Genomic DNA, 13,538 nt, shown 5'->3' on the forward strand with positions numbered 1-13,538 from the left:
GGCTTGAGGGCAATCCGAGGTCGTGCGTGCTGCACGTCCAGGCCAATGGCGAACGCCTGCTGCTCACCGGCGACATTGATCGCGCCGCCGAACAGGCATTTCTGGCATCGCCGCTGGCGGTTCCGACCGACTGGCTGCAGGCCCCGCACCATGGCAGCCGCAGTTCTTCGTCCTGGCCTTTCGTGCAGCGGTTGGCGCCCACCTCGGTGTTGATTTCCCGCGGGCGCAGCAATACGTTCGGCCATCCTCATCCGCAGGTCCTGGAACGCTACCAAGCACTGGGCAGCCGGGTGTATGACAGCGCCGAACAGGGCGCCGTGCGCATACGCCTGGGGGCGTTTGTGCCTGCGACGGTTGCGCGCAGCCAACGTCGTTTCTGGCGCGAACCGTTACCGTAATCAGGTGTTACCAACGTCTCGAACCGCGACAGACGGACCTGTAGCCGGTGAACCCCTCTGTTGACCCTATATGGTAAAGTGGCGCACTTTTTCGAGGGGACATTCACTGTGTGGGAATTGGTCAAATCCGGCGGCTGGATGATGTTGCCGATCATTCTGAGCTCCATCGTCGCACTCGGCATCGTCGCCGAACGCCTGTGGACCCTGCGCGCCAGTCGCGTCACCCCCGAGCACTTGCTGGGGCAAGTCTGGGGCTGGATCAAGAACAAGCAGCTCGACAAGCAAAAACTCAAGGAACTGCGTGCCAATTCGCCACTGGGTGAAATCCTCGCCGCCGGCCTGGCCAATTCCAAGCATGGTCGCGAGATCATGAAAGAGTGCATTGAAGAAGCGGCCGCCCGGGTTATCCATGAGCTGGAGCGCTATATCAACGCCCTCGGCACTATCGCCGCCATGGCGCCGTTGCTCGGTTTGCTCGGCACGGTCCTGGGCATGATCGATATCTTCAGCGCGTTCACGGGCTCGGGCATGACCACCAATGCGTCGGTACTGGCCGGGGGGATCTCCAAGGCCCTGATCACCACTGCCGCGGGCTTGATGGTGGGTATCCCTTCGGTGTTCTTCCACCGTTTCCTGCAGCGGCGCATTGATGAGCTGGTGGTCGGTATGGAACAGGAAGCCATCAAGCTGGTAGAAGTGGTGCAGGGCGACCGTGATGTGGACCTGGTCGAGGGCAAAGCGTGAAATTTCGCCGCAAGCAACGGGAAAATGTCGATATCAACCTCGCGTCGTTGATCGACGTGGTGTTTATCCTGCTGCTGTTTTTTGTCGTGACCACCACCTTCACCCGCGAAACCCAGCTGCGTGTCGACTTGCCTGAAGCGGTAAGCGGGTCGCCTGCCGAAGACCAGCAGGTCAAGCAACTGGACATCGCCATCAGCGCCGAAGGGGTGTTTTCGGTGAATAACCAGTTGCTGGAGAAAAACGACCTTGCCAGCCTGATGGAGGCCTTGCAGAAGGAATCCGGCGGCGACACCCAGTTGCCGCTGTCCATCAGCGCCGATGGCAAGACCCCGCATCAAGCCGTGATCACCGCCATGGACGCTGCCGGTAAGCTCGGTTTCAGCCATTTGCGCATGACCACCGTCGAGGCGGCGAGCCCGCCCTGATGGCCATGTCCGATCGTTTACTCAAAGCCTGGTACGAGGGCCACCCGGCACTGGTGGTGTTGCGGCCGCTGGAATCGCTGTATCGCCGCGTGGTGCAACGTAAGCGTGCGCGCTTCGTGGCGGGCGAGGGCGAGATTTATCAAGCGCCGGTGCCAGTGGTCGTGGTGGGCAATATCACTGTAGGCGGCACCGGCAAGACGCCGTTGATCCTGTGGTTGATCGAGCACTGCCGCCGCAGCGGTTTGCGCGTGGGCGTGGTCAGTCGAGGCTACGGTGCCAAGCCGCCGCAGTTGCCGTGGCGGGTCGAGGCCGGCCACAGTGCCGAGGTGGCCGGTGATGAACCCTTGCTGATCGTGCAGCGCAGTGGCGTCCCTTTGATGATCGACCCCGATCGCAGTCGCGCGGTAAAGGCCCTGCTGGCCAGTGAACCTCTGGACCTGATCCTCTCCGATGACGGCCTGCAGCATTACCGCCTGGCCCGCGATCTTGAACTGGTGCTGATCGATGCCGCCCGCGGCCTCGGCAACCGCCGCTGTCTGCCTGCCGGGCCGTTGCGCGAACCGGTGGAGCGCCTGCACAGTGTGGATGCGGTGCTTTATAACGGTGCCGTCTCGGACCGTGAAGAGGGTTTTGCCTTCCGCCTGCAGCCCACAGCGCTGGTCAACCTGCACAGCGGCGAGCGCCAGCCGGTCACCTATTTCCCGCAGGGCCAGCAGGTGCATGCGGTGGCCGGTATCGGTAACCCGCAACGTTTCTTCAATACCCTTGAAACGCTACACTGGCAGCCGCTGCCCCATGCTTTTGCCGACCACGCGCCCTACAGCGCCGAGGTCTTGAGTTTTACTCCGTCATTGCCGCTGGTCATGACCGAAAAGGACGCGGTGAAGTGCCGCGCCTTTACCCAGCCCGACTGGTGGTACCTTGCGGTGGATGCGGTACCGTCGCCGGCGTTCGTCGCCTGGTTCGACACGCAGCTGATGCGTCTGCTGACCAACCGTCTCTTGCCTTAAAACGCTTCTTTCCAGGAAACACTCATGGACACCAAACTGCTCGATATCCTCGCTTGCCCGATCTGCAAAGGCCCGCTCAAGCTCAGCGCCGACAAAACCGAGCTGATCAGCAAAGGTGCCGGCCTGGCTTACCCTATCCGTGATGGCATCCCGGTCATGCTCGAAAGCGAAGCCCGTACCCTGACCACCGATGAGCGCCTGGATAAATGACCACCGCCTTTACCGTTGTCATCCCCTCGCGCTATGCATCGACGCGCCTGCCGGGCAAGCCGCTGCAACTGATCGGCACCAAGCCGATGATCCAGCTGGTATGGGAACAAGCGTGCAAAAGCAGCGCCGAGCGGGTGGTGGTGGCTACCGACGACCCGCGTATCATCGAGGCGTGCAAAGGTTTTGGTGCCGAAGCGGTACTGACCCGCGAAGACCATAATTCCGGCACTGACCGCCTGGCCGAAGTGGCGACCAAGCTTGGTCTGGCCCCCGACGCTATCGTGGTGAACGTGCAGGGTGACGAGCCGTTGATCCCGCCAAGCATCATTGACCAGGTCGCAGCCAACCTGGCTGCCGACGCCGAAGCGCGCATGGCGACCCTGGCCGAGCCGATCGAAGACCTTGAGACGCTGCTCAACCCGAGCGTGGTGAAGGTAGTCAGCGATATCAACGGCCTGGCCTTGACGTTCAGTCGTTCAGTGCTGCCCTGGGCGCGCGATGCCTTCGCCAAGCGCCCTGATGTGTTGCCGGAAGGTGTGCCGTATCGCCGCCATATCGGCATTTACGCTTACCGCGCCGGTTTCCTGCATGACTTCGTCAGCTGGGGCCCGTGCTGGCTGGAGAACACCGAGTCCCTGGAACAACTGCGTGCCCTCTGGCACGGCGTGCGTATCCACGTGGGCGATGCCTTGGAAGCACCGCCAGCCGGTGTCGACACTCAGGAAGACCTCGAACGCGTCCGTCGCCTGCTGGGCGCCTGATGGAAGTTCTGTTTGTATGCCTGGGCAATATCTGCCGCTCGCCAACCGCTGAAGGCATCTTGCGCCATAAATTGCGCGAAGCCGGCTTGGCGGGCCAGGTTGAGGTGGCGTCTGCTGGTACCGGCGAATGGCATGTCGGCAACCCGCCGGACCAGCGCAGCCAACGTGCGGCGCTGGCGCGTGGCTATGACTTGTCGAGCCAGCGTGCCCAGCAGGTTTCCCGCGCGGACTTTGCCCGCTATGACCTGATCCTGGCCATGGACAACAGCAACCTGCGCAATCTCAAGGCCATGCAGCCGGGGCAGGGCAAGGCGGAGCTGGATCTATTCCTGCGTCGCTTTGATGGCGAAGTGGACGAGGTGCTAGACCCTTACTATGAAGGTGAGCAAGGTTTCGAACGGGTCCTGGACCTGATCGAACGCGCCTGTGATTTATTGGTGATCGAATTGAAGGGGCGGCTATGACCTTGCAAGTGCTTGCGCAGGTATCGCTCAAGCCATTCAACAGCTTTGGCATCGATGTGAGCGCGCAATTGTTCGCCGAGGCCCACAGTGATGCTGACGTGCGCGAGGCCATCGCCTATGCCTCGGCACACGCGGTGCCGTTGCTGGTGATCGGTGGCGGCAGCAATTTACTGTTGACCCAGGATATTCCGGCGCTGGTGTTGCGTATGGCGACCCAAGGCATTCGCGTGCTGAGCGACGATGGCACGCACGTGGTGGTCGAAGCCGAAGCGGGTGAAGCCTGGCATCCGTTTGTGCTGTGGACGCTTGAACACGGCTTTTGCGGCCTGGAAAACCTCAGCCTGATCCCCGGCACTGTCGGTGCCGCGCCGATGCAGAACATCGGTGCCTATGGCGTAGAGATCAAGGATGTCTTCGCCGGCCTAACCGCGCTGGATCGCCAGACGGGTGAACTGCGGGACTTCAGCCTCGACGAATGCAACTTTGCTTACCGTGACAGCCTGTTCAAGCACGAAGTCGGGCGTTGGCTGATCCTGCGGGTACGCTTTGCCCTCAGCCGCGCCACTCACCTGAAACTCGACTACGGCCCGGTGCAACAGCGCCTGACCGCGCAGGGCGTCACCCACGCCACGCCAAGCGATGTGAGCCGCGCGATCTGCAGCATTCGCCGCGAGAAACTGCCAGACCCGGCAGAGCTGGGCAATGCGGGCAGCTTCTTCAAGAATCCGCTGGTGCCCCAAGCCCTGGCTGTGGAGCTGCAAAGCCAGTATCCAGACATGGTGGCCTATCCTCAGGCCGACGGCCAAATGAAACTCGCCGCCGGCTGGCTGATCGACAAGGCCGGTTGGAAGGGCTTCCGGGAGGGCGATGCGGGCGTGCACAAGCTGCAAGCGCTGGTGCTGGTCAACTACGGCACCGCCACCGGGCAGGAGATTGCCCAGCTGGCGCTACGCATCCAGCAAGATATCTTCACGCGCTTCAAGGTCGAGCTGGAAATGGAACCCAATCAGTACTGAGCTTTATCGGGCCTGAAAATGAAAATGCCCCGTATCTTGCGATACGGGGCATTTTTTATGGCGCTGGCTGATCAGTCATCGCGGCTCATGATGCCGAAGATCTGCAACAGGCTGATGAACAGGTTGTAGATCGACACATACAGGCTGATGGTCGCCATGATGTAGTTACGCTCACCGCCATGGATGATGGCGCTGGTCTGGAACAGGATGCACACCGAGGAAAACAGCACAAAACCCGCGCTGATCGCCAGTTGCAGGCCGCTGATCTGGAAGAACATGCTGGCCACCACCGCCGCCAGCAGCACGAAGAAACCTGCGGTGATGAAGCCACCCAGGAAGCTCATGTCCTTACGGCTGATCAGCACGTAGGCCGACAGACCACCAAACACCAGTGCGGTCATGGCAAACGCCGAACTGACCACTTCCGCACCGCCGGCCATGCCCAGGTAACGGTTGAGGATCGGGCCGAGGATAAAGCCCATGAAACCGGTCAAGGCAAACGCCGACACCAGGCCCCAGGCCGAGTCACGCAGCTTGTTGGTCAGGAAGAACAGACCGTAGAAGCCGATCAACACGACAAAGATATTCGGGTAACCGACGCGCATCTGCTGGGCCACGTAAGCCATCACGCCGCTGAATGCGAGGGTAAGGGCGAGCAAGCCGTAGGTGTTGCGCAACACGCGGCTGACTTCAAGCTGCTCAGCCTGCGCGTTGCCATTCACTGCGTAATTCTGTTCGCGCATGGCGACACTCCTTCAGTTTTGAAACGTTCAGTCGCAAAGATCATAACAGACGCCCTGTAACAAGCGATGCAGAGAGTTTGACAGTGTGTTTCATTCGGGTATTATGGCGCCCGCTGACACGGGATGAGCGACTATAATCCTGTGATGCACAAGGGAAATTGGCAGAGTGGTTGAATGCACCGGTCTTGAAAACCGGCGGACGTTAATAGCGTCTCCAGGGTTCGAATCCCTGGTTTCCCGCCAAGATTTACACGAAAGCCTCGCGAAAGCGGGGCTTTTGCGTTTCTGGGGTTTGTCTCAGAAAAATCTCTCCAGACTGATCGTTTCCGCATCATTTCCGGCAGTTTCCGCAACCTAGCGCTGATCGCGGTCAGCGCGTCGGCTTCACAATCTCCCCAACACGACGGTAAACCGTCTCGGTTATCCGCTTGTCCGTATGCCCCAGCAGGCGGCTGGCATCGCCTAGGTCCAGAATCTCACTGGCAGCTTTCGGGCGGATGTCACGGAACTGAAACTGTCGAATACTGGATGCAAGAACACCGTCGCCTGCCTCTCTGGCGATGGCAATTGCTTTGTCGCGAGCATCGTCGAAGCGTAGGCGGAGCATGTGCTTAGTCACCTGCCTGCCGTCTTCGGTGACTATCAGGTAAGGGTTTCGCACGCCGCGGGAGCGCCTTTGCTCTATCAGCCTTGCAACCAAGGCGCCTAGGTCATTTAGTGCGCCGGCAGCGGTCAGGCGAATGCGTAGCTTCTTCGATGTCTTGCCCTGGGATACCTGCAGGAATTCGTTCACGGCGTCCGCCTCACGCATCGACAGCGTATCCGCCGGGCGCTGGGCAGTCAGGTAGGCCAGGTCCATCGCGTCACGCAGTTCCGAGGCTGCTACCGCATACACTGCGCCCCAAATTTCCTCGGTGGCGTAGAAGTCACGCGGCACCTCTTTGTTCTTGCGCACGCCGGCGGCGGGGTTGTTTTCGGTGAGTCCCCACTCCCGCGCAATGTTGTAGATGTGGGATAGCAGGGATATCTCCCTATTGGCTCGAACCTTGGCAGTCCGGCTGTCTCGGTACTGCGCGATGATCTGTGGCGAAACCGCATCAATAGGAGCGTCGTTGAAAGCCTTGCGAAGCTGTTTAAGGCTCAGCAGGTTGTCACTCTGCGTCTTGGGCTTCTTGCCTGGGATGATCTCCCGCTCGTAACGATCAAAGACCTGGGTCAGCAGGGCGTTCTTCTTCGGTACCGGCTTGCAATCAAGCTTTGCCCATTCCGCCTTGGCGATATCCAAATCACCCCCGAGCGGGATTTCCACCCGCTTCCCGTCTTCATTCCTCCCGTCGTAGTAATAGCCAACCCACTCTTTGCCACCCTTCAGCGTGCGTACGCGCCGAATCATTCGTGGCGGCAGGTCCCTGTTTGCCGCCTTTTTCGCTCGCATCTTTTTATCCTACTCGTGACAAGTCCAACGACCAGGCTTCGGCCGCAACGTTTTCTGCTGAGGGTTTTACGCCTGCCAGCTTCATCCGGGCGTACACCCGGCCAACAACCGGCCTGCGAGCCCGGGTCAGAACGTACTTCCAGCCGTTCAGGTTGAGCCAGGCGATCTGGCGCGACGGGATCATATAGCCAGTGATTGCCGCGATCTCTTCTTCGGCAAGGGTTTCGCTTTGCATTTCCATGGTGTGCACCTCTATGCCTCTGGTTTGTCGAGTGAGCCCGCAGGCCGCGCTGTCTTGATGATTTGGATTGCCAGGCCGAAGCTGATCAGCAGCCAGGCGCATGTGCCGGCGAAGGCGTAGAGCAGTGCCTCGTTGGTGCCTGTGCCAACAAGGTCAGGGCCAGCCCAGAAGAACCAGCCGAGGGTTCCTACCAGGTACAGAAAAGCGCCCAGCAGTATCAGGGTGAGTTTCATAGCGAACATGGGGTGTATCCTAGCCGCGCTGGGCGGCGTATAGGGGATTGGAGTGATAGCTTTCTGCCTATCTTTCAAACAGGACCGAAGCGGTGTACAAAAGGGTTCAACTTAGTTCGTGATGAGGCATGGACGTGTCACACAACTTCGATGCTCCGATAGCACGCTTACCGGGGCCATGTGATTTTTCTCAAGTTCGACTGGCGTCGCCCGAACGACCAGAGCCCTGTTGCTGCAAAGATCATTGAACCAGCACCCATCGATGGCTTGGGTGAGGTTGCAGCAAAGTTGGAAGGCCCTTGGCCTGACTACCCGGCAGCGCTTGATGACGCGATGGCGGCAGCTGAACGATGGATCGACACTCAGTTGCCCTGACTCCGCTCACCGGCAGGCATGTAGGGGTTACATCAACGCCACCAAGCACGCTGCTGCGATTTGCCGCCGCAGATCCTGGCGTTGTTGAAGGCTGATCAAATCCCGCCTGTATAGGCGGTTGGACCATCTGTCGCATTCACGGAGGAAACGATTCCTGGATTTGCGGTTGGTCACTGGTGCAATTGTGATAATTGCTTGTGCGAACGCTCTCATGTGGCTCTCCTTGTTTGGTGAGCCTTGATGGTCGGCGCGTTGAAGTGTCGGTTTCCCGACTATTTACAGTGGAAATTACTCACGGCCTGGGCCCTCGGTAGATGAAGATGTAGGCGAACCAGAGGGTGGCGATCATGGCGTCACCTCGACCAGTTTCCATTTGGTGTTGTTGCTCTGGCTGTGGTCCGACTCAACGAGGCCATCGCGCTTCATCAGCTCCAGCTCCCGTCGGATCTGCTTGGTGGTGAACGGCTCAATGTGAAACCGAAACCACCAGGTGCAGAACCAACCGCCAGCGCCTTGTACGCCGCTCATGTAGGTGATGATTCGTTGGCGGAGGCTCATGGCGTCACCCGCTTGAAGTCGACCACCCAGACCCACGGGTTGGAGTTCCACGACTCGGCGCCGTTGATCCCCACCCACAGTTCTCGCCAGGCGTCGAAAGGGTCAGTCCAGTTGCCTGGGCCTGGCTCGGACTTGAAAGGGTGGAAAGCATAATCGCCGTCGCCCTGATGGATTCGGTTAATGCCCTCGGCGATGTAGCGGCTTTCGTAGGCCGTCTCACCTTCGCCGTCCTGCAACCGCTCGACGCGCACGTCGGTAATCTCCAGCAGGATGCGGCTGACCCAGCGAGGCATATGAATTGAAGGCCGAATTTTCCCTGGCTTGATCATCGCGCAACCGGTTTGCCGGAAGCCCCAATCTGCCGGGTAACGGATAGGTTCGCCATTGCTCAGCTCTCGCGGAGCGATAGAATCCACCTGAGCGTCAGCTTGCCAAGCTTCCCGCACCCACAGCCGGTCGCCGTGTCGGCCATATGGGCAAGGTGCATACTCTTCCAGCTCCTTGGCGCACTCTGCTTCGGTAGATCCGAATACGCAGAAGCCATAGCGTGGGTCTCGCTGGCCTATAGCGCTCCAGCGCTGACGATCACCAATCGGTATGGCGGTGTCCTCGGTAGGGATTTGGAAGCCTTTCACTGCCCGGCGCGTGACTGTCTTCCGGCCTTCCAAGATGGCGCGCACCATCGGCGCCGAGAACAGAATGGGGCGTTCTTTGATTTCGCTCACGGGGTCACCTTTTCGAAGTAGAACTCCACCGGCGCGCCAGTCTCGGCGATCAGTCCATACGCCTTGGCTAAACGGTAGATGGGTGTGTAGTTGTTCAGCGACTCGATGTGTCTTGCGATCCAGCTGCGCCAGCCTTCCAGCGTCTGGCCGCCCTTGCTGATGTTGCAGGGCGCGCAGGCCGGCATCATGTTCTCCAGCACGTCATGCTCGGGTCGGAGTGGCTTGCCTGACACCAGCTTCCAGGTGCCAGCGGAGGTCTGCTTGGACAGCAACTCACGGACAACCGGGGCGAGGTGATCGGCATGCCAACGGTCACCCAGCAGCACCCCGCAGTAGGCGCAATGCCCGCCGTACTTCAAGCGCACTTGCTCGCGCTCAGCTTTCTTCAGGCGCATAGGTATCCTTGCCGCTATAGCGGCTGACTTTGAAGGAGGGGTTTTGACTAGTGGCTAATGGCCTAATTCACGCTATATTTTCTGCTCTCACCTAGAATGGATACTGAGCATGGATCAGGTACACGTTGAGATCGGCGCTTTAATTACAAAAATCGAAGACTACATTTCCCAAGGCGAAGAATTGGACGAAAGTCCAATCAATGCTTTGCAAGAGGCGCAGATCAAGGTCGGAAAATCTTGGTCTGGATCTTGGATAGGCCATCATTCGAGAATTTATTACGATAATTTGGAGGTTCCGCCACCTGGAGCTCATTTCAGCTCTGAATGGGGCACCGAAAACATGCTGGGTAATGGTACAAGTGGAAGATGGGGGGAATATTCTTTTGATGATGTTTACAACGAAATCCACAGAATGGCGGGTAACCCGGATTTGTCTGTTTGGGAAGATTATTATTCTGAGGGTGTAAAGTTATTTAACCGCACTAAAAAAGACTTAGAGATATTGCTGACGGTTGAGTCTGAGGCCACTGGAGAAGTTTTCTATAAGACACTTCTTGAGGAGCTTGGTAAAATTAAAATGCTGGATGAAGTTAATTTCATTTCCTTCGTAAGGCCCAAACAATTTTCTTCGCGTGACTCTTTGGCAATAAGCCAAGGTATTATGACTCCGCCACATTTGAAGGTTATGGCTGAGTGCATGAACCTTAAGTCTCCCAGTTCTGCGTGCGGTAACTTGTTAATTGTAATGCAAAAAGCGTTCTCCTACTCCCAACGGCAAGTTAAAAAAATGAAACAGAATTCTTTAGTGGGCACTAATGTTTTCATAGGTCATGGCCGGTCGCCAGCTTGGCGTGATTTAAAAGATTTTGTAAAGGATAGATTAGGTCTTCCTTATGATGAGTTTAATCGTGTGCCTGTAGCAGGTATTACGAATATTCAAAGACTGACCCAAATGCTTGAATCCGCTGCTGTCGCTTTTGTCGTTATGACTGCGGAAGATGAGCAAGTGGACGGTTCTATGGAAGCCCGGACAAACGTTATACACGAAGTTGGGCTGTTTCAAGGTAGATTAGGTTTTACAAAAGCGATAATTCTATTGGAGGAAGGTTGTCAAGAATTTTCAAATATTCAAGGTTTAGGTCAAATACGATTTCCTGCAGGAAATATCGCCGCGAAGTTTGAGGAAATTAGGCTCGTTCTAGAACGAGAAGGTCTAATCACTGAATAAATCATCTAAGTTGATGCTTTGTGCTCTGTTTATGCCGGGCTACGCCCGGCAAAACTGATACGAATTCAAGCAGCTACCGTCAGTTGGCTACGAGCTAACCAAGGATCATTTGCCATCGCAATTGCGCACATAGGCGGTGGGCTGACGCTGTTGCCGCACATGTGTACCTGTTGGGTCTTGGTGAACGGCTTGCCGTCGGCGCCGTGGCTGATGATGTAATCGGTCGGGAAGCCCTGTGCCTTGTACAGCTCAGTTGGCTTCAGCATTCGCAGGCAGATGTCGACGATCACGTAAGGCGTGCCCCTCACCATAACAGTGACCATTGCCAGGCGGTCCTTGGTGGTGATCGTCGGCGCCGGCGAGTCGCAAGCGCTGATGTTCTCTGTTCCGTAGTAGCTGATCAGGAAGGCGGCAACGCGAAGGGCGCCTGCTTCATGCTCTGGCGAGAGGGTGAGCGACACCAGTGAACTCTTGCCGCCGCTACCGGCGGTGATGGTCGGCGCCGGATCATCCAGGCGCTGGCCCACGCTACCGCCGAATGCCCGCTCCATGAATGCGCTGACCAACCCGTGGTGCTGGCCGCCGGCGCTCACGGTGTGCAGCGGGTCGTTTACGTCCCGCGCATCGCAGTTGCCACGCAAGTGCACCAGGTTCGCCACCGCCAGTTGCTGCTGACTGCCGGTGTTGGTCACCGTGGTCATGGGTTCGTGCATGCCCTTGGCGTGCGTGGTGTTGAATCCACCGTTAGCCTGGATCATCACCGCCGTGCTGACGGACTGCCCGCCGCCGCTTGCAGTGACGGTGCCCACCGGGCCGCAGATGTCATTGACCCCGTGGGAGCGGCGTTTGTTTGCGCCAGAACCTTCGCCGTGCCCGGCCTGGACGATGCAGGCCGAAGCCAGCGCGCGGTGGTTTTGGGTCATCAGCGTACCCACCGGCTGGTCCATGCCCACCGGCTTGCCTGAATACTCCGGACCACCGGCCCCAACCATCAACGGGCTGATCAGCGTCAGCTCACCGCGATTCGCGCACGTCACCGTGGGCAGAGGGTCGAGCGGGTCATTGATTCGGTCGCTACCCTGGTGCGTCGCCGGGGCAATCACAGGGCTCACCACCGAGAATGCGCCGCCCTTTGGGTAGGAGGTAACAGTGCGCAGCGGCTCGTCGGCAGACTGCACCGTCTCGCCCGACCAGTTGGCAATCGGCACAATGAACGGCGCCGCGCTGTCGATGATGAACTTTTTCATGCCCTTGGCAACACGGCGCAGGGTGGCCGGGGCCAGGTCTTTCTTGCGGCCGAATATGCTTTTGCCCAGGTCGCTGAAGTCGATGCAGTCAGCGGCTGTTTTCCACTTCTGCTGACCTTTGGCCGGGCTCTTGGCGTGGGTCGCCTCCGGCCATACGATTGGCTGGCCGTCGCACCGGGCGATCATGAACAGTCGTTCCCGGCTGGTCGGCGCGCCAAAGTCGCAGGCCCTGATCACCTTCCACTCAACGACATAGCCCATCCCCTCCAGCAGGGCCACGAATCGGCGCCAGGTCCGGCCGCGCTGTTTTGGGTCGGGAATCAGGAACTGCTGGCCCACCGGTACAACCTCACCAACTGCGGCAATGTCGCCGCCGAGCTTCACCACGCGGCCGGTTGCCTTGTCGCGCTTGGCGATCAGGCGACCCCACTGCAGGATCTGTTTCACGTTCTCCAGGCTGATCACCCGGGGCCGCTTCATGCCTGCCCACTTGAGGCCGATCCACGACAGATTGCGGATCTCTCGCTTGCGCGGCTGGCCGCCGGCCGCCTGGCTGTGGTGCGTGCAGTCCGGCGACATATGGAACCAGCCCACGGCCTTGCCGCCGCATTCCGCGTCCGGATCACCCTCAAACACGTCGGTTGTGAAATGCTTGGCGCCTGGGTGGTTCACGGTGTGCATGCTGATGGCCTGCGGGCTGTGGTTCTTAGCAACGTTCACCGTGCGGCCCAGGCCCATCTCAAGCCCGGTACCGGCGCCGCCACCGCCACAGAAGAAGTCGACAACGATCTCATCGTCCTGAGGGTTGAAGCCGAGTCCGTATTGGGTTTTGAAATCGAAGGGGTGTTTCTTCTGTTGTGCGGACATAGCTGGGCCTCGCGGGTATAGTTTGCGAATAATTGAAAAGGAGGTTGTATGGAATGCTTGGTTTGTCAGAAACCGGACTCAGAAACAGCTCGCGGCATTGATCATGCGCAGTTCGATTGCGCTGACTGTGGCGTCTTTCAGGTAACCGGTACGGTGATGCGGACGCTTGATCGTGGCCAGTGGCTTCGCACCACCGCAATGCAGCAATGGATCAGAGAGCAGCACGCTCTTGGAGTAAAAGTCCCAGTCATTCACAGCGAGATTGCTGAGTACGAGGGGATCATCGGCCCGCTGGCGTGATTCGTTGATATGGGGTATTACGGGTGACCGGCAAGAGGCCGAAGGAACGGATTAGTAAAAAATGATTAGATCTGATTTGGCCGTAGTTATTGTTCTATTGTTTGGGTCGTTCTTGACCGGTGTTGCATGGGCACCTGCGTTCGGGGATGCAAGCCGGGTGAAG

General features: G+C 58.5%; 18 protein-coding genes and 1 tRNA gene. 11 read left to right on the forward strand and 8 right to left on the reverse strand.

Annotated features, from left to right (window positions below; genetic code table 11):
• From MF6394_RS32250 to murB, 8 genes are all read left to right on the forward strand, one after another.
• Positions 1–398, forward strand: a 398-nt coding sequence (locus MF6394_RS32250; RefSeq protein WP_443217266.1) for a ComEC/Rec2 family competence protein, incomplete at its 5' end; no start/stop codon positions are given.
• Between the two features lie 108 nt (positions 399–506).
• Positions 507–1,142 (forward strand): MotA/TolQ/ExbB proton channel family protein, encoded by a 636-nt coding sequence (locus MF6394_RS32255; RefSeq protein ID WP_003192043.1) that lies wholly within the window; start codon positions 507–509, stop codon positions 1,140–1,142.
• The gene (locus MF6394_RS32260) at positions 1,139–1,567 is read left to right on the forward strand and encodes an ExbD/TolR family protein (protein WP_014718877.1); all 429 of its coding nucleotides are present in this window, start codon (positions 1,139–1,141) and stop codon (positions 1,565–1,567) included. The genes MF6394_RS32255 and MF6394_RS32260 overlap by 4 nt, the downstream gene beginning before the upstream one ends.
• Entirely contained in the window at positions 1,567–2,577 is a 1,011-nt protein-coding gene (lpxK, locus tag MF6394_RS32265) for a tetraacyldisaccharide 4'-kinase (protein WP_078468262.1), read from the forward strand. The genes MF6394_RS32260 and lpxK overlap by 1 nt, the downstream gene beginning before the upstream one ends.
• A 24-nt stretch (positions 2,578–2,601) precedes the next feature.
• Entirely contained in the window at positions 2,602–2,787 is a 186-nt protein-coding gene (locus tag MF6394_RS32270; protein ID WP_003174668.1) for a Trm112 family protein, read from the forward strand.
• A complete protein-coding gene (kdsB, locus tag MF6394_RS32275) occupies positions 2,784–3,548 on the forward strand; it encodes a 3-deoxy-manno-octulosonate cytidylyltransferase (RefSeq protein ID WP_078468263.1) in 765 nt (254 codons plus the stop codon). The genes MF6394_RS32270 and kdsB overlap by 4 nt, the downstream gene beginning before the upstream one ends.
• Positions 3,548–4,012 carry a low molecular weight protein-tyrosine-phosphatase gene (locus MF6394_RS32280; RefSeq protein ID WP_078468264.1) on the forward strand — a complete coding sequence of 155 codons (465 nt, stop codon included), beginning with the start codon at positions 3,548–3,550 and terminating at the stop codon, positions 4,010–4,012. The genes kdsB and MF6394_RS32280 overlap by 1 nt, the downstream gene beginning before the upstream one ends.
• A complete protein-coding gene (gene murB, locus MF6394_RS32285; protein ID WP_044273963.1) occupies positions 4,009–5,028 on the forward strand; it encodes a UDP-N-acetylmuramate dehydrogenase in 1,020 nt (339 codons plus the stop codon). Before MF6394_RS32280 ends, murB begins: the two co-directional genes overlap by 4 nt.
• A 71-nt stretch (positions 5,029–5,099) precedes the next feature.
• Here murB and MF6394_RS32290 read toward each other — a convergent pair whose 3' ends face one another.
• A complete protein-coding gene (locus MF6394_RS32290; protein WP_003192030.1) occupies positions 5,100–5,771 on the reverse strand; it encodes a Bax inhibitor-1/YccA family protein in 672 nt (223 codons plus the stop codon).
• A 152-nt stretch (positions 5,772–5,923) separates the two neighbouring features.
• On the opposite strand from MF6394_RS32290, the gene MF6394_RS32295 reads away from it, so the two are divergent.
• A tRNA-Ser gene (locus MF6394_RS32295) sits at positions 5,924–6,014 on the forward strand.
• A 127-nt stretch (positions 6,015–6,141) separates the two neighbouring features.
• Here the strand turns inward: MF6394_RS32295 and MF6394_RS32300 are convergent.
• The 6 genes from MF6394_RS32300 to MF6394_RS32335 form a co-directional block, all read right to left on the reverse strand.
• On the reverse strand, positions 6,142–7,206 hold the full coding sequence (locus MF6394_RS32300; protein WP_078468265.1) for a tyrosine-type recombinase/integrase: 1,065 nt from the start codon (positions 7,204–7,206) through the stop codon (positions 6,142–6,144).
• A gap of 4 nt (positions 7,207–7,210) precedes the next feature.
• Entirely contained in the window at positions 7,211–7,447 is a 237-nt protein-coding gene (locus MF6394_RS32305) for a DUF4224 domain-containing protein (RefSeq protein ID WP_032872120.1), read from the reverse strand.
• 11 nt (positions 7,448–7,458) lie between these two features.
• Positions 7,459–7,689 (reverse strand): hypothetical protein, encoded by a 231-nt coding sequence (locus tag MF6394_RS32310; protein WP_078468266.1) that lies wholly within the window; start codon positions 7,687–7,689, stop codon positions 7,459–7,461.
• 711 nt (positions 7,690–8,400) lie between these two features.
• Positions 8,401–8,613 (reverse strand): hypothetical protein, encoded by a 213-nt coding sequence (locus tag MF6394_RS32325; protein WP_078468267.1) that lies wholly within the window; start codon positions 8,611–8,613, stop codon positions 8,401–8,403.
• On the reverse strand, positions 8,610–9,338 hold the full coding sequence (locus tag MF6394_RS32330; RefSeq protein WP_078468268.1) for a hypothetical protein: 729 nt from the start codon (positions 9,336–9,338) through the stop codon (positions 8,610–8,612). Before MF6394_RS32330 ends, MF6394_RS32325 begins: the two co-directional genes overlap by 4 nt.
• Positions 9,335–9,733 (reverse strand): HNH endonuclease, encoded by a 399-nt coding sequence (locus tag MF6394_RS32335; RefSeq protein ID WP_078468269.1) that lies wholly within the window; start codon positions 9,731–9,733, stop codon positions 9,335–9,337. Before MF6394_RS32335 ends, MF6394_RS32330 begins: the two co-directional genes overlap by 4 nt.
• A 109-nt stretch (positions 9,734–9,842) precedes the next feature.
• Here MF6394_RS32335 and MF6394_RS32340 point away from each other — a divergent pair, with 109 nt between their 5' ends.
• Positions 9,843–10,961, forward strand: a complete 1,119-nt coding sequence (locus tag MF6394_RS32340; protein ID WP_078468270.1) for a TIR domain-containing protein — start codon at positions 9,843–9,845, stop codon at positions 10,959–10,961.
• 65 nt (positions 10,962–11,026) lie between these two features.
• On the opposite strand, the gene MF6394_RS32345 is transcribed toward MF6394_RS32340, so the two are convergent.
• Positions 11,027–13,075 carry a DNA cytosine methyltransferase gene (locus MF6394_RS32345; protein WP_078468271.1) on the reverse strand — a complete coding sequence of 683 codons (2,049 nt, stop codon included), beginning with the start codon at positions 13,073–13,075 and terminating at the stop codon, positions 11,027–11,029.
• A gap of 48 nt (positions 13,076–13,123) precedes the next feature.
• Between MF6394_RS32345 and MF6394_RS32350 the strand changes: the two genes are divergently transcribed.
• Positions 13,124–13,375 (forward strand): hypothetical protein, encoded by a 252-nt coding sequence (locus tag MF6394_RS32350; protein ID WP_078468272.1) that lies wholly within the window; start codon positions 13,124–13,126, stop codon positions 13,373–13,375.
• Positions 13,376–13,538 lie beyond the last annotated feature (163 nt).

The sequence above is a fragment of the Pseudomonas sp. MF6394 genome (genome assembly GCF_002018845.1).
Classification (GTDB): domain Bacteria; phylum Pseudomonadota; class Gammaproteobacteria; order Pseudomonadales; family Pseudomonadaceae; genus Aquipseudomonas; species Aquipseudomonas lactis.